A 22374-nucleotide genomic window follows, 5' to 3' on the forward strand; every position below is an offset into this window, starting at 1 on the left:
CTCACGCCTGGGCGCGAGCCGCGGCCCCCCGGTAGAGCTTCGCGTACGTGTCCACCATCGTGGACAGCGAGTAGCGCTGCGCCTCGCGCTTCGCGGCCTCGCCCAAGCGGGAGCGCAGCTCCGGGTCGTGGATCAGCCGCTTCACCGCGCCGCCGAGCGCATCCACGTCCTCCGACTTCACCAGGAGCGCCGTCTGGCCATCGCTGTGCACCTCGCGGATGGCGGGAATCGCGTGTGACACCGTGGGCAGCCCCACCGCCATCGCCTCCAGCAGCGACAGCGAGCGGCCCTCGCGGCGGGACGGCTGCACGTAGACGTCGAACGCGGGCAGCAGCTTGCTCGCCTCCAGCAGCGCGCCCGTGAAGTGCATCCGTCCAGCCAGCGGAGACGCGGCGGCACGAGCCCTGAGCGCGGCCTCCATCGGACCGGGGCCAATCATCACCAGGTGCGTGTCCTTCTCCTCCGCGAAGTGGCGCAGGAAGGCGTCCACCAGCAGGTCCGGGCCCTTCTCCTCGGAGAGGCGCCCCAGGTAGCCCACCACCTTCACGTCCTGCGGAAGGCCCAGGCGCTCGCGAGCGGCATGGCGCGCCTCCGCGCCCGTGGCCACCTCCAGCGGCACGCCGTTCTCGATGGTGACCACGTTGGAGAGCAGCTTCGGGCTCCAGCGCTCCAGGCTGGCGCGCACCTCGCTGCCGCACGCGACCAGGGAGTTGGTGAACATGGCGGCGGCCATGGCGGCGGGGCGCAGCTTGCCCTGCGGCTCCACCGTCTGATGGAAGGTGCCCATCACGGGCGTGCGAGGACGCAGCGTCCGGGTGGCGACGGCGTTGAGCCAGGGCCCCACGTCGTGGCCGTGGACCACGTCCGCGCCAAAGGCGTCCACCTCCTGCGCCAGCCGGCGGATGGCCGCGGGCGTCATGCCGGCGAGGCCTCCCAGCCAGACCGTGGGGACGTTGGCGCGCTGGAGCAGCTCGCGCACCGGGCCGTCCGGCCCCAGGGCCAGCACCACGGATTCAATGCCCCGCTCGCGGCCATGCTGCGACAGCCGGACCACCAGCTGTTCGAGCCCGCCCATCTCCAGGCCATACATCACGTGAGCCACGCGCGTAGGCCGCGCCTTCGGGTGCATTTCGTTCGTCATGGACGCGGCCAACCTAGGCACGCACCCCAGGCCCACAACCCCCCGCCGACGGCCTCCCGCCCGCCGGATGTCCAGCAGTGGAACTTCCTTCGCGGCGCGTGAAGACACGGTGCCTCCCCGGGGAGAACCCGCCCGTTTGCCCGGGGCTTCCGTCCTGCGGGAGACTCGTGTGCATCCAACGCCTACAGGCCCCTGGGGGCCCCCACTGGAGCCCCGCTTGGGAATCCCTGATCCCGGCTTCCAGCTGCTCACCACCTGCGGCGATGAGGCCGAGGCCGCGATCGCACGGGGGCTGCTCGAAGCGAACGGCATCCCGTGCATCGTCCAGGGCGAGCAGCACCGAGAAGGCCTTCCGCGCGGTGCACGGCCAGCGCGCCACGCGGATCCGCGGGCGCTGCGGCAACTTCCTGTGCGACACCTGTGAGGGCGCCGGCGCCGGCCTCTGTGAGGACTGCGCCGAGCTCAAGGACCCAGGCGCCCAGGTTCACCGGGGCCGGAAGCGAAAGGTCATCGCGTGGCTGATCCTGCTCTTCATGTTCGGGCCGCTCCTGTTCCTCATCCTGACGAGCAGCCTCAACGCCCTGCTGCGCTGAGGTGTCTGGCTTCAGGGCTCTTCGCGCTGGCCCTGGCCACCGCGTGCGCCACCCTGCCGGCGGCGGTCGCGCCGACGCGGACGGGGGCTCCCGCGAACGGCCTGCCCTACCGCCTCTTCGTCTCCGGAGCGGCCACGCCGGAACATCCGCACCGGCTGATCATCTGGCTTCATCCGACGGGCACGGACGGCCTGGCGCTGGTGGAGCCCCTGGCGGAGGCCTTCAACGCGCGGGGGTACGCGCTGCTGACGTTCCCCCGAGGGGCCGTGGCGGGCTGGAGCGGCGCGGACGCGAACCGGGTGATGCTCGGCACGCTGCCGGAGGTGGCTCGCGTTCCCGGCGTGGACGCGGAACAGCCCGTGCTGCTGGGCTTCAGCGCGGGCGCGCAGATGGCGCTGGAGCTGTGGGCCGCGCGCCCCGAGGCCTTTCGCGCGCTGGTGCTGGTCGCCGGAGCCCCGCGCCTGTCCCGCGGCGACGAGCTCCATCCTCCCCACGGCCCCGCGCACTCCCGGGTGCCGCTCCTGTCCTTCATCGGTGAGACGGACGGCAGCGCTCCATTGTGGCGGACGGCGCTCGAAGCCTGGCGCGCGGCCGGGCTGCGGTTGGACTCGCGCGAGGTCCCTGGCCAGGGGCATACGTGGTTGTTGTCACAACCGGATGAACAAAAGGCGCTGTTTCAATTCCTGGCGGAATTGTCCCCAACGCCCTGACCTTTTTCCGTCAACCACGCAAGAAATGTAGAATCGCCTCGGAACACTTGAATTCCTGTTTGATAACAGGCAAAGCCACCGCCGGTTGTCTCATCGAAGGAGTTCGACGTGTTTCGACATGCATCACGCTGGGTGACGACGTTCGTGCTGGGTCTCACCTTCATCCAGACAGGCTGTGCCCCCGCTGAACCGCCCGCCCCCCAGACACCGGAGACCGCGTCCGCCGAGCAGCCGCTGCTGGCCGGTGAGCGGTCCCTGCTGGGCACCACCGCGCTCCCGGCCGTGACGGCCGCGGATGACAGCGGCGCGGTGGAGCTGGGCGTGCGCTTCCGCAGTGACGCTCCGGGCCGCATCATGGGCGTGCGCTTCTACAAGGGCGCGGGCAACACCGGCACGCACACCGGCAGCCTGTGGACGGCGTCCGGCTCGCTGCTCGCCACCGCCACCTTCCAGAACGAGACGGCCTCCGGCTGGCAGGAGGTGCGCTTCGCCACGCCGGTCACCATCTCCGCCGACACGAACTACGTCGTCTCGTACCACGCGCCCGCGGGGCACTACGCCGTGACGAGCAACGGCTTCGCGTCCGCGCTGGACGTGCCGCCCCTGCACGCCGAGGCGGGCTCCAACGGCCTCTACCGCTACGGCACCAGCGGCTTCCCCACCAACTCCTTCAACGCGAGCAACTACTGGGTGGACGTGGCCTTCCAGCCCAACGACACCACGCCCCCGACAGCGCCCACGAACCTGGTGGCGACGCCCGGCTCGTCCAGCGCCATCGAGCTGACCTGGTACCCATCCGTGGACGGCTCGGGTGAGGTGCAGGGCAACGCGCGCTGGCACCTGGTGTACCGCAACAACGTGCTCATCGCGGAGCTGCCCGGCAACACCCTGAGCTACCGCGACACCGGCCTGAATCCCTCCACCGGGTACAACTACGCCGTGCGCGGCCGTGACGCCGCCGGCAACCTCAGCCCGTCCTCCACGGTCGTCACCGGCACCACGCTCCCGAACATGGCCTGCAACCCCTGCAGCCTGTGGACCAGCGCGACCGGCAACCCGCAGTACGAGAACGCCGACACCACCCCGGCGGAGATCGGCGTGAAGTTCCGCACCGACGTGGCCGGCACGGTGACGAAGGTCCGCTACTACAAGGGCAGCACCGACAACGGCCCGCACGTGGGCCACCTGTGGAGCGCCACCGGCACCCTGCTGGCCACCACGGAGACGACGCCCGCCGAGTCGGGCTTCGGCTGGCGTGAGCTGTCCTTCCCCACGCCGGTGAGCCTCACCGCGAACACGACCTACGTCGTGTCGTACTTCGCCACCGGCGGGCGCTACGCCATCACCCCGTACTACTTCAGCACCGCGGGCGTGGACATGCCCCCGCTGCACGCGCCCTCCACCCTGCAGGCCAGCGGCAACGGCGTGCGCAACCTCAACGGCAGCGCGTTCCCCACGGAGGCGTGGCTCAACACCAACTTCTGGGTGGACGTGACGTTCGTCCCCTCGGCGCCCACCGGTCCCTCGACGGTGGACCTGGCCGTGACGCAGTCGTTCCCCGCGGGCACGGGCGCCAACGGTGACTTCCTCTTCTACGACATCACCGTGACGAACAACGGCCCGGCGGCCGCCACCAACGTCGTGCTCGACGTCCCCATCCCCACGGGCCTGAGCTACTTCTTCTACTCCGCGAACACGCCGGGCATCAGCGGCAGCCACTGCGGGTTCTTCAGCGACCTGCAGTGTGAAGCCCCCACCCTGGCGCCGGGCGCGAGCTTCACCATCCACGTGGAGGCCATCCCCTTGAGCGCGGGGACGTTCATCAGCCAGGCCACCATCTCCTCCTCGGAGTCGGACTTCGTGCCGGGCAACAACACGCACGCGCTGACCATCCCCGTGGGCCCGTCCACCAACCTCGTGACGTTCGAGGACGTCCCCGGCCAGGATGAGACCCTCAACGGCTCCCATGGCCCCGTCCAGTACGGCCTCAACCGCTGGTACATCGCGTCCCCCTGGGGTGGGTTCGACACGAGGAGCATCTCCTTCAACGGCGGCGGCCTCACCCAGGCCAACCTGGGCATCGTCGGCCAGCGCCGCATCCTGGGCCTGGATGCCTTCACGTGGGACAGCGGCGCCACGGTCACGCTGAAGTGCATCGACCTGCCCATCCTCACCTTCCCCCTGACGGCGGGAGAGGTGACGCACCTCGTCCCCACGTGGACGGAGCCCTGCGCCCTGCTCACGGTCATCACGTCCAACGGCTGGGACACGAACTTCGACAACCTGGCGCTGTCGCCCCGGCCGTAAGCGCGTGACGCATGGGACGGCGGGCATGCTTCGCGGGTGCCCGCCGCGCCCCTGACTACGACGGCTTGTCTCCCACGCAGGCCGCGGCACGCGCGCGCAGCAGCGCCTGTTCCTTCGCGTTGCGCGTGAGCGACGCCGCCCGTTCGAACTCCGCGCGGGCCTCCTTGAGGCGCCCCAGCTTCTGGAGCAGGTCGCCGCGCACGCTCGGCAGCAGGTGGTAGTGCTTGAGCGACGGCTCGCCTACGAGCTGATCCACCAACTCCAGCCCCGCCGCGGGACCGAAGGCCATGGACAGGGCGACGGCGCGGTTGAGCTCCACCACCGGCGACGGCACCAGCCGCGCGAGCACCGCGTAGAGCGCCGCGATGCGCTGCCAGTCCGTCTCCTCCGGCGTGCGCGCCCGCGCGTGGCAGGCGGCGATGGCGGCCTGCACCGTGTAGGGCCCCGCCGGCCCGGCCTTCTCCGAGCGCTCCAGCGCCGCGAGCCCGCGACGGATGAGGAGCTGATCCCACAGCGCGCGGTTCTGCTCCAGCAGCAGCACGGGCTCACCGGAAGGCCCCACCCGCGCCCGGGCCCGCGACGCCTGAATCTCCATCAGCGCCACCAGCCCGTGCACCTCCGGCTCCTCCGGCGCCAGCTCCGCGAGGATGCGCCCCAGCCGCAGCGCGTCCTGGCACAGCTCCGGGCGCATCCAGTCATCGCCCGCGGTGGCGGAGTAGCCCTCGTTGAAGATGAGGTAGACGACCTCCAGCACCGACGCGAGCCGCGCCTCCAGCTCCTCGCCCCGGGGGACCTCGAAGGGGACGCCCTTCTCCGCCAGCGTCCGCTTGGCGCGCACGATGCGCTGGGCCACCGTGGGCTCCGGCACCAGGAACGCGCGGGCGATTTCGTCCGTCGTCAGGCCGCCCAGCAGCCGCAGCGTCAGCGCCACCCGTGCCTCCGGGGACAGCACCGGGTGGCACGACGTGAAGATGAGGCGCAGCAGGTCGTCGCCGACGTCGTCGTCCAGGGCCGCGTCCAGGTCTGGCACCTCCGCCTCCTCCAGCCCGTGCCCCAGCTCCTCGTGCTTGCGCGCGAGCAGCTTGTGACGGCGCATCTCGTCGATGGCGCGGCGCTTCGCGGTGGCCATCAGCCACGCGCCCGGGTTCTCCGGCACGCCCGTCACCGGCCATTTCTCCAACGCCACGACCAGCGCGTCCTGCGCCAGCTCCTCCGCCTGACCCACGTCGCGCACCATGCGCGCAAGCCCGGCGATGAGCCGGGCGGACTCGATTCTCCACACCGCGTGCACCGCGGCCTGCGCCTTGGAAACCGTCACGGCGCGAACTCAATCAAATGCACGTCGAATGGGCGCCCCGGAAATCGACACGGGGTGCGATTTGCCGCGAAAAGCAACACGGCCCCGGGCTTCCCCGTATGGAGATGCCCGAGGCCGTCACGTCACCCTACGCCCGCGCCTCGGCGCTGGAGGCCTGCGCCCCTTCAGGCACCGGCTCGTACGTCCCCAGGCGCATGCTGGCCTGGGCGCGTCCCTGCGTGCGGCCGCGCAGCGCCGTCACGTAGCCGAACAGGCGCGCCATGGGCACCCGCGCGGACACGCACCGCGCCGGCCCCTTCGCCTCCATCCCCAGCACCCGTCCCCGCCGCGACGCCAGGTCTCCCAGCACGTCGCCCAGGAACTCCTCCGGCGTCACCACCTCCACCTCCATCACCGGCTCCAGCTGCTGCACGCCCACCCGCCGCGCGGCCTCCTGGAGCGCCAGCGAGCCCGCCACCGCGAAGGCCTGCGGCGTGGAGTCCTTCACGTGCGTGTCCCCATCCACCAGCCGCACCTCCACGTCCACCAGCGGCACGCCGTCCCGCACGCCCCGCGCCATGGCCCCGGCCACGCCCTTCTCAATCGCGGGCACCAGCTCGCGGGGGATGGTGCCGCCCTTCGTGGCGTCCACGAAGACGAGCCCCGCCCCTCGCGGCGCCGGTCCCACGTCCAGCACCACCCGCGCGTACTGGCCGGGCCCGCCGGACTGGCGGACGTGGCGGTACTCCTGGCGCACCGCGCCCTGGAGCGTGTCCCGGTACGCCACCTTCGGCTGTCCCACGCGCGCCTCCACGCCGAACTCCGTCCTCAACCGGTCCACGACCACCTCCAGGTGCAATTCACCCATGCCGGACAGCAGCACCTGGCCGCTCTCCGCGTCGACTCCCAGGCGCAGCGACGGATCCTCCGCCGCCAGCCGTTGCAGGCCCTCCTCCAGCTTCGGAAGCTCCGCGGGGGAGCGCGCCTCCACGGCGAGCTGCACCACGGGCTCCATGACGTTCAAAGCCTCCAGCACCACCGGCGCCTCCGGGTCGCACAGCGTGTCGCCCGTGCGCACGCCCTTGAGCCCCAGCGCCGCGCACAGGTCGCCCGCGTGCACCTCCGCCACCTCCTCACGGCGGTTGGCGTGCATGAACATCAGGCGCCCCACCCGCTCCTTGCGTCCGGTGACGGGGTTGAGCAGCACGGTGCCCGCGCGCAGCGTCCCTGAGTACACCCGCAGGAACACGATGCCGCCCACGGCCTTGTCGCTCATCAGCTTGAACGCCAGCGCCGCTGGCGGACCGGCGTCCGACACGGGACGGCTGACGCGCTCGCCGGTGACGGGCGCGAAGCCCTCCACGGTGGCCACGTCCGCGGGGGACGGCAGGTAGCTGACGACCGCATCCAGAAGCATCTGCACTCCCTTCTTCTTGAAGGCCGACCCGCACAGCACCGGCACCAGCGTCCGCGAAAGGGTGCCCAGGCGCAGCGCGCGCTCCAGGTCCTCCGCCGTGATTTGCTCCACCCGCCCGTCCACGAACTTCTCCATCACGCCCGCGTCCACGTCCGCGCATTCTTCGACGAGGCGCATGCGGTACGGCAGCACCGCCTCCATGAGCTCCGGCGGCACCGGCGCGTCGTCGTCGAAGTGGCCCTCGTCGTCCTGGAAGCGCACGAAGCGCATGCGCACCAGGTCCACGAAGCCGCGGAAGTCCGCGCCGTCGCCCACGGGGTACTGCACCGCCACCGGGCGCACGCCCAGCCGGTCCACCATGGACTGCACGCTCGCGGCGAAGTCCGCGCCCACCTTGTCCATCTTGTTGATGAACGCGATGCGGGGAACGCCATAGCGGTCCGCCTGACGCCACACCGTCTCCGACTGCGGCTCCACGCCCTGGCTGGCGTCGAACACCGCCACCGCGCCGTCCAGCACGCGCAGCGAGCGCTCCACCTCGATGGTGAAGTCCACGTGGCCCGGCGTGTCCAGGATGTTGACGCGGTGGGGCACGCCGGCCTCCCGCCCGTGCCGGGGCTGCCAGAAGGCCGTCGTCGCCGCGGAGGTGATGGTGATGCCGCGCTTCTTCTCCTGCTCCATCCAGTCCATCTCCGTGGAGCCCGCGTGCACCTCTCCCGTGGAGTGGATGCGGCCGGTGAAGAAGAGGACGCGCTCGGTGAGCGTCGTCTTGCCCGCGTCGATGTGGGCCATGATGCCGATGTTGCGGTACCGCTCGATGCGCGTGGTGCGAGGCATGGAAGACTCCCGTTCCCGTCCGGGCAGCGAGGCCCGCGGGTGTATTGGATTGAGACGCCGGTTGGATGAGAGGAATGGACCGGGGGCTGTCTTCAGCCGCGCAGGCGGGACCGCGACGGCACGTCAGGCCGTGGCGGGAACGCGCGAGGACACACGAAGACACTCCCCGGGATGGGACGGGCGGAGACGGAGCTCACGGCACGCGGGCAACCAGCCACGGCGCGCACCGGAGGGCCCGGTCCGCCTGCTCAAATATCGAGCAGAACCTCGTGACGGGGGGCGAGGCGCACGTCCGCCGCCGGCGCGAAGGCGCTCAGGACAGGCAGGGCATGGATGGAGACGGGCCTCATGATGAGACAGGAGTAAGACAGACGAAGACCCCTGTCAACCCGACGGCCCCGCGCGTTCCCAATCCCTGAAATAAACCCCGAAAGAATATCCGCCACCCCCGCCGTACATGTGGCGGCTGGCGACGGAAGCCAGCCCCTGATTCCTCCGAGGGGGATGTATGTCCACGTTTCACAAGAGCCTGCTGACGGCCTCCATGGCTCTCGTCGGCTTGAATGGGTGTGTCTACGGCTTCATCTACGACTCCGCCACCGGCAGCGCCGTGGAAGGCGTGACGGTCTTCGTCGCCTCCGGCACCTGCTCCGGCAGCGGCTGTGGCACCGGCACCCCGTACCAGACGACGGACTCGTCCGGCCTCTACGTCTTCGACGCGTACGGCAACCACAACGGCGACGACCACGTGCAGCTCGTCATGCCGGCGTCCGGCGAGGAGGCGCTGCGGCTCGTCTACTCCCGCGCGGGCTACCGCTCCGTCAGCGTCTACCACCGGCCGAAGTACGAGACGATGACGCAGAACGGGACCGACTATCAGGTCTCCGCGGTGCAGTCCGTGTACCTGTGCGCGCTCAACGCGGTGGACACGGACGGCGACGGCATCTGCGACGCGGCGGAGAACCAGTACGGCACCAACCCCAACAACTCCGACACGGACGGCGACCGCATCAGCGACTACGCGGAGCTGTACGGCTACGGCGGCGTGGACCTGCGCTACTGGGGCGCGAACCCGCTCAAGAAGGACGTGTTCGTGGAGGTGGACTACTACGCGGACCGCAAGCCCTCGCAGGGCGCGCTGGACATGGTGACGGCGGCCTTCGCCAACGCGCCGGTGTCCAACCCCAACGGCTCCACGGGCATCGCGCTGCACCTGGTGCTGGACTCGCAGATCGCCGCCGCGGACGCCATCTCCAACCTGGACACGGGCTGGGTGGGCGTGGATTCCATCAAGGCCAAGTACTTCAGGCCGCGCCGCGCGCCCTTCTTCCACTACGCGCTGTTCGCGAACACCTACGGCACGACGAGCTCCAGCGGCCTGTCGCGCGGCATCCCCGCGCATGACCTCATCGTGACGCTGGGCGGCTGGTCCACGCCGGGCGGCACGGAGCTGCAGCAGGCCGGCACGCTCATGCACGAGCTGGGGCACAACATCGGCCTGCGCCACGGCGGCAACGACGACGCCAACTACAAGCCCAACTACCTGAGCGTGATGAACTACGAGTACCAGACGGTCGGCCTGCGCATCGACGGCGTGGACAGCGTGCTGGACTACTCGCGCGTGCGCGTCGCCTCCGTCAGCGAGACGTCCGTCAACGAGGTGTCCGCCTTCGCGCCCATCGCCCCCACCACGGAGGCGGACCTGGCCCGCATCGGCGTGCGCGTCAACGGCGTGCAGCGCGCGGGCACCGCGAGCGCGAACCTGGACATCAACGGCAGCGGCGCCATCCAGACCGCGTCCTACGCGTACAACTTCAACCGCGACTCCGACAGCGTGGACTTCTTCCCCGCGTCGCAGAATGACTGGCTGGCGCTGGTGTACGACGGCGCCGGGCAGATTGGCGACGGCTGGCTCGGCACCACCCAGGGCCTGAGCCGCCAGCAGCCCTTCTTCGTCGTCCCGGAGAAGACGGACTCCTGCCTCACCGAGCAGATGCTCCTCAAGCGGTAGTCCAGGGGCCTCCACCCTGGCACGCCGTCCCCCGCCGGGTTCCTCTTCACGAGGGACCCGGCGGTCGTTTCTCCACCGCGGGCCCGCGTAGACTCCGGCGCATGCCGCATGTCGCGCTGGTGGGATACGGACGTTTTGGACGGGCGCTGGGAACGCTGCTGGAGGCGGTGGGCGTGGAGCACCGCGCCCTGGACCCGGTGGCGGACGTGCCGGAGCCGCTGCGCGCGCGCTCGGTGCCGGAGCTGCTGGAGGGCGCGGAGCTGGTGGTGGTGGCGGTGCCGGTGCCCCAGATGCGGGACGTGCTGCGTTCGCTCAAGCCCCACCTGCGGCCGGAGCACCTGGTGCTGGACGTGGGCAGCGTGAAGGTGAAGCCCGTGGAGGCGCTGACGGAGGTGCTGGGCTCCGGCGTGCCCTGGGTGGGGACGCATCCCCTCTTCGGCCCCTTGAGCCTGGCCATGGCGGAGCGCCCCATGCGCGTGGTGCTCTGCCCCAACCCGCTGCATCCGGAGGCCGCCCCGCGCGCCCGGCGCTTCTACGAGGGGCTGGGCTGCGAGGTGATTGAGCAGACGCCGGAGGGGCATGACCGGGTGATGGCTCGCACGCACGCCCTCACGTTCTTCGTGGCCAAGGGGATGGTGGACTCCGGCGCGGCGGCGGACGTGCCCTTCGCACCGGCCAGCTTCAAGGCGCTGTCGCGCACCATCGAGACCGTACGCGCGGACGCAGGCCACCTCTTCAACGCCATCCAGCAGGAGAACCCCTACGCCACGGAGGCGCGAGGGAGCCTGCTCACGGCGCTCCAGGACATCCACCGCGACCTGGATGCGGCCCCCGAGGTGGCACGGGCGCCGGAGGTTTCCGGCGTCGCCGCGCCCGGCCTGGAGCCGGGAGCACCCGCGCCCCGGGAGCCGCGCGAGCACATCGACGCGCTCGACCGGGAGCTGGTGGAGCTGCTGGCCCGTCGCGAGGAACTGGCCCGCCGTCAGCGCCGCGCCCAGGCTCAAGGGAACGAACCCGCTCGCACGGAGACGCTGCTCGCCGTGCGCCGCGCGTGGGCCCGGGAGCTGGGCGTGGACGCGCAGGAGGTGGAGGCCGTCTTCCGGGCCGTGCTCGGCAGCGGCCTGCGGTGAAGCGCCGTTAGAGGTACTCGTCCAGCCAGTCGAACATCCGGTGGTTGGCCACGGCCTGCGCGCCCTCCTGGCAGTGCAGGAGCCCCGTGTCCTGCGCGGTGAAGAGCATGTAGTCCTTCGGGCACTCCAGCGCGTCGAAGAGCAGCCGGGCCTGGCCCTGGGAGAACGCTTCGGCCGTGCCGTCCATCACCAGCGTGCGGCAGCGGATGCGGTGGACGATGGGCTCGTTGTTGTACCGGCGCAGCTCGAAGAGCAGCGCGGACGGCGTGCTGACGCCGTGCTTGGACATCGAGTCCTTCATGTACCAGCGGTACAGGAACACCTGCTGCATCAGCTGGCCCATGGCCGCGTCGAACGCCTGGGGGTCGCTGTCCAGCAGCGGCATCAGCTCCGGGAAGTACATGTTGAACTGCTCGAACGACGCATCGCCCCAGTTGAGGACGCCGGGGTTGGGGATGAGGATCTTGATGCGCCGCTCGAACGCGGCGGCGCGAGGCACCAGCGCCCCGCCCATGCTCCAGCCCAGGAGCGCGATGCGCCGCGAGTCCACACCCGCGATGCACAGCGCGAAGTCCACCACCGGGCGGATGACCTGCTCCCAGTCGTGACGGAACGGCAGCCCCTGCTCGCGGATGGCCATGCCCTGGCCGGGCGCGTGCACGATGAGGCAGTGGTAGCCCCGCGCGAGCGCCGCGTCGATGACGTACTTGGACTCCTCTGGCCACGCGTCCCGGCCCTGCTGGAAGATGAGCAGCGGCGCGATGCTCCGGGCGCTCGGGGCGCGGAAGAAGTAGCCGGGCAGCGTGGTGTTCTCGTACGGGATGCGCACGGGCGTGCCCGGGATCTTCAGCAGCGGGAGCGCCTTGTTGTACGCGTCCACCGCCTTGCGCCCCGTGGCGACGACGCTCGGGTGCGTGGGCTCCGGGTGGTGGATGAGCGCGGCGCGGTAGTAGTTGGCGGCGCGCAGGTAGGCGTTGCCCGCGCTGATGGGGTGGCGGCGCGACAGGCTCACGTCCCCCATGGCGCGGATGCGGTCGGCGGTGCGGACCCACTCGTTGGGCCAGCTCCAGTCATCCCCCGCGACGATGCGGCTCGCGGTGTCCAGCACCTCGCTGATGTCCGACTGCGCGCTGTAGGTCCCGGCCAGGAAGTGCAGCAGCTGGCTCTCCATGATGGGGTCCGCCATCAGCCCCAGCTCCCACCAGGGCCGGGGCTCCCCGGAGGGCGTAGCAGCGGCTGCGGGAGCGCTCTTGAGAAGCGCGAGCCCACCGGTCAAACCCAGGCTGGCTTGGATGAGGGAGCGACGGTCCAGTGTGATGCCCATGGTCTCTGGCCTCCAGCGAAACAGGTGCTGGGGCCTGGAACACCGGGCGACCTGCCGTCTGTCACCACGTCCCCATCAGCGCGGACACGCCATGGGGCAGCTGTTGCGTCCCAGGGCTCGCTACGCCGGCCCCTCATCCGCACCGGTGGACTGAATGCATCCGCCGGGATTCAGACCGGAGAGGACGATGTTGGTGGACCCGATGCGATTCTTCACCCTTCGGAGCCACTGCATGAAGAAGACCGCCCTGCTGACCTGCCTGCTCGGATTGCTGGGAGCTCTCCCGGCCAGCGCCGCTGAACTCAAGGATGTGTTCGGCAAGGAGGTCCCCATCGGGCAGGGTCGTCCCACGTTGGTGCTGTATGCCAACAAGAGCACCAAGGAAGAGCTGCGCCAGCGCGCTTCCCAGTTCATCTACGGCGTGCGGGAGAAGAAGCCCATCGTCGTCATCCACGTGGACCTGCGCGACGTCCCGGGCCTCTTCAAGGGGATGGCGCGCGGAGAGATCCGCAAGAGCCACGACGAGTCGCTGGCCGCCATGAAGGACCTGTACCGGCAGAAGGGCGAGGCACCGCCCGCCGAGCTGGACTCGTCGCTCTACATGGTCGCGGACTCCAAGGGCGAGCCCCACAAGTCCATGGGTCTGGCGAAGGGCTTCGACCGCGTGTTCGCCCAGGTGCTCGGCACCGCCGGGCAGGAGCTCGCTCGCGGCGCCTTCTCGGAGGGTGCCCGGCAGCTCAGCCAGGCGATGAGCGCCGCGCCCGCGGTGGCGTCCCGCAAGCCCTGACGTCACAAAGGAGTTCGACGGACTCCAGGTGTGAAAGGGGGCAGGCCCTGGCCTATCCTGCCGCCTCCCGCTCCACCTGGAGTCTTCCATGCACGTCGAATCCCCGCGCAGCGCCCGTTCCCCGAAGGCCGTGACGTTCCTCCGCATCCCCGTGCTGATTGCCGTGGGGATGATGACGATGGGCAGCGGCATGGGGAACCCGGGCTGTAGCAGCTCGACGCCTGAATGTGATGAGGGCTGTGCCATCGGGGGCACCTACACGTTCCAACTCGAGGACACCTCGCCGCCAGGCGAGGGATGCGTGGCCCTGGGCCTGGAGCTTCCCAAGGGGCCGCTCGTGTTGACCACCTCCGACAGCTACGTCAGCGGGAACATCGACGACCAGTACCTGTCGACCTACTACGAAGGCGAGCCCTCGCGGACGCTCGACTTCAGCTATGCGCAGAGGATTGGTGAGGGGCTCGAGCGCCGCTTCGAGATGAAGTCGACGGTCGCCGCGCCCTCACCCCGCAAGGAGACCGACAGGTCGGTCATCCAGGGCGAGTACATGCTGAAGATCTTCGCCGTCGAGGACGGCAGCGTGAAGTGCCTCATCCAGCGGAAGTTCACCGCGACGCGGTAGGGATTCCTCCGAGTGAAGTAGGGTCGGGGGCCATGCGTACTCCCCTCATGGCTTCATTGTTGTGCCTGATGATGTCCGCGCCGGCCCGGGCCGCCGTGCCGGCCGGCTTCGCGGAAACGGGCTATTCGTCCAGCAGCCTGAGCCCGGCGACGGGCATGGCGTGGGCTCCGGACGGTTCGGGGCGCCTGTTCATCACGCAGAAGAACGGCGTGGTGCGCACGGTGGCCCTGAAGGACGGCGTCCTGGAGACACAGCCGGGCACCTCCACGCTGGTGACGCGCACGTTCGCCACGGAGCCCTCGGTCCACACCAACAGCGAGTGTGGCCTCATCGGCATCGCGTTCGACCCGAACTACGTGGTCAACCGGTACGTCTACTTCTTCGTCACCGTCTCCCCTTCCGAGCAGCGCATCGTCCGCTACACGGACGCCAACGGTACGGGCATCGCGCGCACGGAGGTCATCACGCGGCTGCCCACGGCGGGCAACAACCACGACGGCGGCGGGCTGGGCTTCGGGCCGGACGGCAAGCTCTACTGGGCCATTGGCGACCTGGGCAACGGCTCCGGCGTGGACAGTGACCTGACGTCGCTGGCGGCCAAGGTGGGCCGCGCGAACCTGGACGGCACGCCCGTCAATGACAACCCGTTCAACGACGGCGTGGGCCCCAACAACGAATACATCTGGGCGCGGGGCCTCAGAAACCCGTTCACCTTCACCTTCCAGCCCACCACCGGGCAGCTGTGGGTCAACGGCGTGGGCACCGGCTATGAGCAGGTCTTCGTCGTGGGCCGCCGCAGCCACGCTGGCTACAACGACTACGAGAACAACCAGCCGCTCGGGAACGACTACATCACCCCGGTCATCAAGTACCGCACCAACGGGTCGGACACGCGCAGCCTCACCGCCACGGGCGCGGTGCGCAGCGGGGGCGTCACCACGTTCACCACCACGGCGGGGCACGGCTTCCGCAAGGGAGAGAAGCTCCTCCTCGAAGGCGTGGCGGACGCCAGCTTCAACGGCGAGTTCTACGTCGCCAGCGCCAACAACGCGCCTGGCACCACCACCTTCACGGTGGCCCAACCGGGCCTGCCGGACGCCACCAGCGGCGGCGGCAGCGCGATGACGCAGACGCTGGGGGGCTCCATCACCGGCGGCGTCTTCTATGACGCCACCCTGTTCCCGCCGGAGTACCGGGGCAGCTACTTCTTCGGCGACTACAACAGCGGCCAGCTGACGCGCGCCACGCTGGCGGCGGACAACTCGGTGGCGACGGTGGACGAGTGGGGCACGGGCTTCGGCGCCAACGTGGACATGAGCGTGGGGCCGGACGGCGCGCTCTACACGGTGTCCGTCACCAGCGGCCGGGTGGTCCGGGTGACGCCCACCGCCACCGCCCAGAAGCTGGTCGTTTCCGGACTCAATCCGCGCGTGATGGAGGGCGGCCGCGCGGCCTTCACCGTGCGCCTGGCCCAGGCACCCGCCGCGCCCATGACGGTGCGGGTGGCGCGGGCCCTGGGCGGCTCCCAGGACCTGCGCGTGGCGAGCAATGACACGCTCGTCTTCAACGCGTTGAACTGGAACGTGCCGCAGGCCGTGGTGCTGGAGGCGATGGACGACGCGGACACGGACGAGGACACCGCCACCTTCACGGTGTCCTCGGAGGGCCTGCAGGACGAGGCGGTGGTGGCCACCACCATCGACAACAACTCGGCCCGGCTGGTGCTGACCGCCCTGCGGCTCGCCGTGCCCGAGGGCGGCACCGCCACCTTCGACGTGTCCCTGTCCCAGCGGCCCACGTCCAACGTCACCGTCACGGTGGCGTCCACGCAGGGCGACGCGGACCTCACCGTGGACTCCGCGTCCACGCTCACGTTCACGACGTCCAACTGGAACACGCCGCGGACCGTCACGCTCCGGGCCGCGCAGGACGCGGACAACGTGGATGGTGAGGCCACCATCACGCTCGCCATTCCGGGCCTGGACGCGCGCACCGTGCAGGCCGTGGAGGTGGACGACGAACCGCTCCCGCCCTCCATCAACTCCCCGCCGGTCACCACCGCCGTGGTGGGCGTCGAGTACCGCCACACCGTGATCGCGCGGGGCCGGCCCGCGCCCACCTATTCGCTGGTGGGCACCGTGCCGCAGGGCATGAGCATCGACGCGACGAGCGGCCTCATCACCTGGACACCGTCAGCGGTGGGCACCGTGGACGTGCTCGTGCGGGCGACCAACGGCGTGCCGCCGGACGCCGAGCTGGGCTTCACCCTCACCGTGACGGCGGAGTTGGGTGAGCCGGATGCCGGCACGGGGAACCCGGACGCGGGCACGAGCCAGCCGCCGCCCGAGGAGGACTCCGGTTGTGGCTGCGGCGCGGCCCCGGTGGCGCCGCTCGCGTGGCTCGCGCTGGCCGCGCTGGCCGCCCGGCGCAAGCGCTCGCGCGTGAGCTGAAACACGAGCGGGAGGGCGCCCGCGCTGGACGCCCTCCCACTTCCCCCTGCCGCGCCGGTGCGGCGATGACAGGGTGCGGCAAGGTTCGTCCGCGCGTGTCCGGAAGCGGGATGCGGATTCCCAGCGCCGGTCAGTGCTCGCGTTCGTGTCGTCAGGGAGTGCCTGTGCGGCCGCCATGGCATGGGCCATGCTCACGGCGTCCGCCATGGCTTCCCTCCTCCAGGACCTCCGGCTCGCGCTGCGGCGGCTGCGTCACAGCCCCACGTTCACCGTCGTGGCGGTGGCCACGCTGGCGCTGGGCATTGGCGCCAACGTCGCCATCTTCAGCGTGGTGCACGCGGTGCTGCTGCGGCCGCTGCCCTTGCATGACGACGCGCGGCTCGTGCGGCTGTTCAGCGTGGGCCGGCAGGGCCCGGGGCCGACCTCGCCTCCGGACCTGAAGGACCTGGGCGAACAGACGCGCGCCTTCGAGGGGCTGGCCGGGGTGGCGCCCGCGATGGTGACGCTTGGGGCGGACCGCACGGAGGCCTCGCCCATGAAGGTGCAGGCCGGGCTGGTGACGGCCGGGTTCTTCCAGGTGCTGGGCCCGCGCGTGCAGCTGGGCCGGGCGCTCCAGGCGGGAGATGACGCGCCGGGCGCGCCCCAGGTGGCGGTGCTGTCACATGCGCTCTGGCAGCGCCGCTTCGGTGGCAGCCCGGACGTGCTGGGCCGCGCGCTGAACCTGGGCGGCCCGCTGCCCTGGACGGTGGTGGGCGTGATGGCGCCGGGGTTCGACTTCCCCTCGCACGCGGAGCTGTGGACGCCGGTGGTGCAGGACGCGTCCATGACGAAGCCGGAGGCGCGCGGCGCGCACTGGCTGGAGGTGTATGGGCGGCTGGCGCCCGGCGTGAGCCTCGCGACGGCGAGGGCCGACGCGGCGGCGGTGGCCCGGAGCCTGGCGGCGCGCTACCCGGCGACGAACGCGGACATGGGCGCGAGCGTGGAGCCCCTGCGCGACGTGCTGCTGGGCCCGGTGCGTCCTTCCCTGTTGCTGCTGCTGGGCGCGGTGGGGCTGGTGCTGCTCATCGCGTGCGCCAACCTCATGCACCTGCTGCTGGCGCGGGCCGCGTCGCGCGAGGGCGAGACGTCCGTGCGGCTCGCGCTGGGTGCGAGCCGGGGGCGCATCGCGCGCGAGCTGCTGGTGGAGAGCGCGCTCCTGTCGGTGCTGGGGGGCGGGGCCGGACTGCTCGCGGCCATGTGGGCGCTGGATGCGCTGGCGGCGTTCGGGCCCCGGGACATTCCGCGCATCGACGAGGTGTCGCTCGACGGCACCGTGCTGGCGTTCACCGCGGGCCTGTCGGTGTTCACCACGTTCCTCTTCGGTCTGGTGCCGGCGTGGCAGACGTCGCGCGTGGAGCTGGCGCGCGTGCTCCGGGCCTCGGGTGAGGGCGCGGGCGGCGCCGCGCACCACCACCGCACCCGCGCGGCGCTCATCGTGGCGGAGACGGCGCTGGCGGTGCTGCTGCTGGTGAGCGCGGGCCTGTTGCTGCGCAGCTTCGTGCACCTGCGGCAGGTGGACCCGGGCTTCCAGCCGGAGGGCGTGCTGACGGTGAAGCTGGAGCTGCCGCCCATCCGCTACGCCTTCGGCAGCGCGGCGCCCGCGGCCTTCTACGACGGGCTGCTCGAACGGCTGCGGGCCCTGCCGGGCGTGAGCGTGGCGGGCGCGATGGGGGGCCTGCCCATGGAGGGCAAGCGGTGGACGCTCGCGGTGCGCGATCCACGGCGGCCGGTGGCGCCGGGCATGGAGCCCTGGCAGGCCAGCATCCGCGTCGTCACGCCGGGGGCCTTGGAAGCGCTGCGGGTGCCGGTGCTTCGGGGCCGGGGGCTCCTACCGGAGGACCGGGGCGCCGGTGGACGCGCGGTGTTGATCAACGCGGAGGCGGCGCGCCGCTTCTGGCCAGGAGAGGACCCGCTGGGCCGCACCCTCGACACGGACATGGACTGGGGCAACGGCGCCTTCGGAGGCCGGGTGGTGGGAGTGGTGGCGAACCTGGCCACGGAGGGGCTGGCCGCGCCCGCCGCGCCGGAGGTGTTCATCCCCTACGAGCAGGCGCGCTCCACGGAGATGACGCTGGTGCTGCGCACGACAGGCGAGCCGCTCGCGCTGGCCCGGGCGGTGCGGGCGGAGGTCCGGGGCGTGGACGCGAACCTCGCGTCGGGCAGCGTGCGGACGCTGGCGTCGGTGGTGGATGGAACGGTGGCGCCGCTGCGCTTCTATCTCCTGCTGGCGAGCGTCTTCGCGGGGCTGGCGCTGGTGCTCGCGGCGGTGGGGCTCTACGGCGTGGTGGCCTACGCGGTGGTGCAGCGCACGCGGGAGCTGGGCATCCGCATGGCATTGGGCGCGCGAGCAGGCCAGCTGATGGGCATGGTGTTGAGCCACTACCTGCGGCTCACGGCGGTGGGCCTGGTGCTGGGGCTCGGGCTCGCGTGGGGCGCCAGCCGCGCGCTGTCGCACCTGCTCAACGGGGTGCGGCCCACGGATCCGCTGACGTATGGATTGGTCGTGGCGGTGCTCGGCGCGGTCGCGTTCCTCGCGGCGCTGTTGCCCGCGCGGAGGGCCGCGCACGTGCCCCCCGCGGTCGTGCTCCGGGCGGAGTGACTTCAGGCACGAGGCTGGCAATTGCTATCCTGAGCCGCGATGCCCGCGCACCTTTTCGAATATCAGTGCCTGAAAGCGCTTCCAGGAAGGCATTCCGCAGGTTGGCGCACCTCCACGTTCTTGTTCGCGTTGGTTTTGGGATGCGCGGGCCCCAGGCTCTACTACCTGCGATCCGAACTCCCCATCCTGGAAGGGCGGTTCGATCTCGCGGTAGCCCCTGGGCCATGGCCGCATCAGGACATTCCGACCGTCGTAGCGGACACGGACACGATTCCAGATGACCTGGTGCTGCCGACGCTCCGGGCCCTGATGACCTTGCCGGGCGCGGTGGATGCCTGCGACCCGAACACCGGAGGTCCGCGACCGGACGCGGCCGAATACTGCGTCGCTCTTTACAAGACGCCGCAGGATTGGCGTGTTTCATGGCCCATTCGCAACCTGGTGAAGGAACGCAGTTCGTGCCAGCCGCCCTTTGGAGGCGTCGACGATGAATCCTTTGGCCGGAGCCCATTCATCATCGGCTTCGCGCACAATCACCCGTGCGCGACGCGAATGAGCAGCGAGGACCTGACCCAGTTTCCCGCTGTGAAGATGGCGGATGGGCTGTGGACGATGGTGTCCTACGCCGCAAGCCCGGATGGCCAACTTGCGCGTGATTCACGGAACCGGTTGATTCCCGCATGGGCCTGGCTCGCCACGGGCCACAAGGACGAGCCCCGCTTATACAAGTGGAACCCTGCGGGGGAGGTCTTTCAATGGAACGAGGCAACGGCCCGCTGGGAGTTCCAGGCGAACTGTCATCCGCAAGAGGCTTCCGGGATGCGCAGCCCCCGCATGCTGCTACCGCGCTGTTCGCCTGAGCTGAAGTGGTAGAAGTTCCCGGAGCACGTCCCGATGATGAAACTTCCGCACTCCATCCTTCTCTTGACGCTCCTGCTGGATGGCGGCACGCCTGCTGTCTCTCCCAGCACCACCGCGAGGGATGGAGGCAGCACGGTGTCCTCTCCCGTCGCGGCAAACGGCGACGGAGGCACCGCTCCTCGCGCTCCCATCGTCGCAGTGGGGATTGAATGGCCTGACGACCTGCATCCCCTCGCAACGCTGGACGGTCCGGCGGTGCTCGCCGCCCATGCGGCCTTGCAACGGCTGCTGGCGGGTTTTCCCAAGGAGTATGCGAAGGACTGTTCGTATACCGCCAAGGCCATGGAAGTCTCCGTGGCCCAACATGGCGGTCTGTACTTCGTGGAGATCAAGCGGCGCGTCGAGAAGTGCGGCTGGGCGACCCCTGGGTTCAATCCCTCCGCGCACTGGTACGAACTGTATGCCGTGTCACCCGAAGGGAAGGTCCTGGCGCGGTATCCGTATCAGCCCTGAAGGCGTGCCTCCGCGCCCCCGCTTCAGGGGTCGAGCCGCTTGTAGAAGAGGACCGTGGGGTGCAGCGCACCGTCGGTGTGCCGCGCCCAGTCCGGAATCTCTCCTGCGCGCTGCCACTGACAATGCTGGTACACGGCCTCCGCCTTCGAGCCCGCCAGCGTGTCCAGCACCAGCAGGGTCCGCCCCGCGCTCCGGGCGTACTGCTCGACCTCCTGGAGCATCCGCGACGCCAGCCCCTGGCCCCGGGCCCGCGAGTGCACGAGCAGCTTCTGCACCTCCGCGCGGTGCAGCCCGTTGGGCCGCAGGGACGGCGCGAGCTGCACGGTGCCGTCGATGCGCCCGTCCACCTCCGCCACCCACAACACCAGCCCCGGCCCCAGCGCCGCGAGCACGCCCCGCCAGTACTCCGCCGCCTCCTCCAGCGAGAGCGGCGGAAGAAAGCCCACCGACGCGCCTCCCTCCACGGAGTCGATGAGCAGCTCCGCCAGCGCCCGCAGCTCCTCGGGGGTCGCCTGTTCGAGTCTCCGGATGGAAATCATCGTTCGCTCAAGTCCAGCGGCTCACGGCGTGGCCGGCTTCGGGGGCTTCGGCGCGGGGGTGACGCGGGCGCCGGTGAAGCGCAGCAGCTCGTCCATGAGCTGACGGCGGCCATGCTCCGGCCGCTCCAGGTGCACGAAGTGCGTCGCGCCCGGGAGCACCACCGCCTTCACGCTGGCCGCGTGGTGCAAGTGCTCCTGGAGGCGCGTGACATCCTCCGGCCGGCTCCAGAAGTCGTTCTCCGCGCGCAAGAGGAGCACCTTCGCCGTGATGGCCGCCCCGTCCCACAGCTGCCGGCCCGTGGCCAGGTAGAAGCTGTCCTCCAGCGCCCCGGACGGCGCCCGGAACGCGAACGGCGTGCGGGACGGCCCCAGCGGATCACTCGTGACGGCCTCGCGCTGGAACGACGCCGCCACCTCCGGGGCCCTCCACTTCGCCCGCTCCGCCTCCTCCGCGGGCAGCTGCCGGTCCCACACCGCCATCAGCGACGCGCCCGTGTTCCACCGGTAGGCGCCCATGCCCTCCGCGTTGAACCGACCCGGCCGCTTCGGGTCCTCGAAGTCCGTGCCCTTCCCCAGCATCTTGTGCTCCGCGCTGCCCGCGTACAGCGCGTTGAGCATCACCAGGTGGCTGACGTTGTCCGGGTGCAGGCTGGCGTACATGCCCGCCCAGTGGCCTCCCGTGGCCCACCCGAAGAGCCCCACGCGGCGCTGCCCCGTGCGCGCCTTCACCCAGCCCACCACCGCGTGCACGTCCTGGACGACCTCGTGCGAGTTCACCAGCGGCCGGCCCCTGGCGGGCGTGCTCATGGCCAGGGGCCGCGTGGAGCCGCCATAGCCGCGCGCGTCCATGACGTACACCGCGTGCCCCGCGCGGGCGAGCTCCGCCGCGATGGAGCCCCCCTCCACGGGCAGGTCGAACGAGGCCCGCCCCGGCACCCGCGCGCCGTGCAGGAGGATGAGCGGGGGCAGGTTGGCCACCTGCATGCCCGTGTCCTTCACCTCGCGGACGGAGACCTCCACGCCCTCCTCGGAGGGCACCAGGAACTCCGCGCGCGTCACCTCCGCCCGGGCGCCGGCGCCGAACAACGCGCCCAGCAGCACCAGGGTCCGGACCACGGCCGCGCCTTCGTGATGCATGCCCACCTTGTCCTCCCACTCCATGAACCGGGGGGAATCCTGCCAGCAGCCCCGCCCGGG

General features: G+C 70.8%; 17 protein-coding genes. 11 read left to right on the forward strand and 6 right to left on the reverse strand.

Features of this window, described 5'->3' with window-relative positions:
- Position 1 precedes the first annotated feature (1 nt).
- The gene (locus D7X96_RS23135) at positions 2-1141 is read right to left on the reverse strand and encodes a glycosyltransferase (RefSeq protein ID WP_158626617.1); all 1140 of its coding nucleotides are present in this window, start codon (positions 1139-1141) and stop codon (positions 2-4) included.
- A gap of 359 nt (positions 1142-1500) precedes the next feature.
- Between D7X96_RS23135 and D7X96_RS23140 the strand changes: the two genes are divergently transcribed.
- From D7X96_RS23140 to D7X96_RS23150, 3 genes are all read left to right on the forward strand, one after another.
- Positions 1501-1734, forward strand: a complete 234-nt coding sequence (locus D7X96_RS23140; protein WP_121770731.1) for a hypothetical protein — start codon at positions 1501-1503, stop codon at positions 1732-1734.
- Positions 1656-2444, forward strand: a complete 789-nt coding sequence (locus D7X96_RS39630; protein ID WP_147468375.1) for an alpha/beta hydrolase — start codon at positions 1656-1658, stop codon at positions 2442-2444. The genes D7X96_RS23140 and D7X96_RS39630 overlap by 79 nt, the downstream gene beginning before the upstream one ends.
- A 108-nt stretch (positions 2445-2552) precedes the next feature.
- Complete coding sequence (locus D7X96_RS23150; RefSeq protein WP_120546347.1) at positions 2553-4751, forward strand: DUF4082 domain-containing protein; 2199 nt, start codon at positions 2553-2555, stop codon at positions 4749-4751.
- 55 nt (positions 4752-4806) lie between these two features.
- Here the strand turns inward: D7X96_RS23150 and D7X96_RS23155 are convergent, their stop codons facing one another.
- Positions 4807-6069 carry an RNA polymerase sigma factor gene (locus tag D7X96_RS23155; protein WP_121770732.1) on the reverse strand — a complete coding sequence of 421 codons (1263 nt, stop codon included), beginning with the start codon at positions 6067-6069 and terminating at the stop codon, positions 4807-4809.
- Positions 6070-6196: 127 nt separating this feature from the next.
- Positions 6197-8302: an elongation factor G gene (gene fusA, locus D7X96_RS23160; RefSeq protein ID WP_121770733.1), complete on the reverse strand. Its 2106-nt coding sequence runs from the start codon at positions 8300-8302 to the stop codon at positions 6197-6199.
- A 508-nt stretch (positions 8303-8810) separates the two neighbouring features.
- Between fusA and D7X96_RS23165 the strand changes: the two genes are divergently transcribed.
- Complete coding sequence (locus D7X96_RS23165) at positions 8811-10313, forward strand: zinc metalloprotease (protein ID WP_121770734.1); 1503 nt, start codon at positions 8811-8813, stop codon at positions 10311-10313.
- Positions 10314-10414: 101 nt separating this feature from the next.
- Positions 10415-11443, forward strand: a complete 1029-nt coding sequence (locus tag D7X96_RS23170; RefSeq protein ID WP_120546343.1) for a prephenate dehydrogenase/arogenate dehydrogenase family protein — start codon at positions 10415-10417, stop codon at positions 11441-11443.
- A gap of 7 nt (positions 11444-11450) precedes the next feature.
- Here the strand turns inward: D7X96_RS23170 and D7X96_RS23175 are convergent, their stop codons facing one another.
- A complete protein-coding gene (locus D7X96_RS23175; RefSeq protein ID WP_120546342.1) occupies positions 11451-12767 on the reverse strand; it encodes an alpha/beta hydrolase family protein in 1317 nt (438 codons plus the stop codon).
- Between the two features lie 232 nt (positions 12768-12999).
- Here D7X96_RS23175 and D7X96_RS23180 point away from each other — a divergent pair, with 232 nt between their 5' ends.
- The 6 genes from D7X96_RS23180 (at position 13000) to D7X96_RS41065 (ending at position 20638) form a co-directional block, all read left to right on the forward strand.
- Entirely contained in the window at positions 13000-13554 is a 555-nt protein-coding gene (locus tag D7X96_RS23180; protein ID WP_120546373.1) for a hypothetical protein, read from the forward strand.
- An 88-nt stretch (positions 13555-13642) separates the two neighbouring features.
- Positions 13643-14176 carry a hypothetical protein gene (locus D7X96_RS23185; RefSeq protein WP_120546341.1) on the forward strand — a complete coding sequence of 178 codons (534 nt, stop codon included), beginning with the start codon at positions 13643-13645 and terminating at the stop codon, positions 14174-14176.
- Between the two features lie 32 nt (positions 14177-14208).
- Positions 14209-16626, forward strand: coding sequence for a PQQ-dependent sugar dehydrogenase (locus tag D7X96_RS23190; RefSeq protein ID WP_121770735.1), 2418 nt, complete (start codon positions 14209-14211; stop codon positions 16624-16626).
- A 205-nt stretch (positions 16627-16831) separates the two neighbouring features.
- Positions 16832-19264: an ABC transporter permease gene (locus D7X96_RS23195; protein ID WP_120546372.1), complete on the forward strand. Its 2433-nt coding sequence runs from the start codon at positions 16832-16834 to the stop codon at positions 19262-19264.
- A gap of 39 nt (positions 19265-19303) precedes the next feature.
- Entirely contained in the window at positions 19304-20137 is an 834-nt protein-coding gene (locus D7X96_RS23200) for a hypothetical protein (RefSeq protein ID WP_244219695.1), read from the forward strand.
- A gap of 21 nt (positions 20138-20158) precedes the next feature.
- Entirely contained in the window at positions 20159-20638 is a 480-nt protein-coding gene (locus D7X96_RS41065) for a hypothetical protein (protein ID WP_233609977.1), read from the forward strand.
- A gap of 23 nt (positions 20639-20661) precedes the next feature.
- On the opposite strand, the gene D7X96_RS23210 is transcribed toward D7X96_RS41065, so the two are convergent.
- Together D7X96_RS23210 and D7X96_RS23215 are read right to left on the reverse strand one after the other, a co-directional pair.
- Positions 20662-21177 (reverse strand): GNAT family N-acetyltransferase, encoded by a 516-nt coding sequence (locus D7X96_RS23210; protein ID WP_121770737.1) that lies wholly within the window; start codon positions 21175-21177, stop codon positions 20662-20664.
- A gap of 21 nt (positions 21178-21198) precedes the next feature.
- Positions 21199-22338: an alpha/beta fold hydrolase gene (locus tag D7X96_RS23215; protein ID WP_121770738.1), complete on the reverse strand. Its 1140-nt coding sequence runs from the start codon at positions 22336-22338 to the stop codon at positions 21199-21201.
- Between the last annotated feature and the right edge of the window lie 36 nt (positions 22339-22374).

Origin of the sequence: Corallococcus interemptor (assembly GCF_003668875.1) — a bacterium.
Classification (GTDB): Bacteria; Myxococcota; Myxococcia; order Myxococcales; family Myxococcaceae; genus Corallococcus; species Corallococcus interemptor.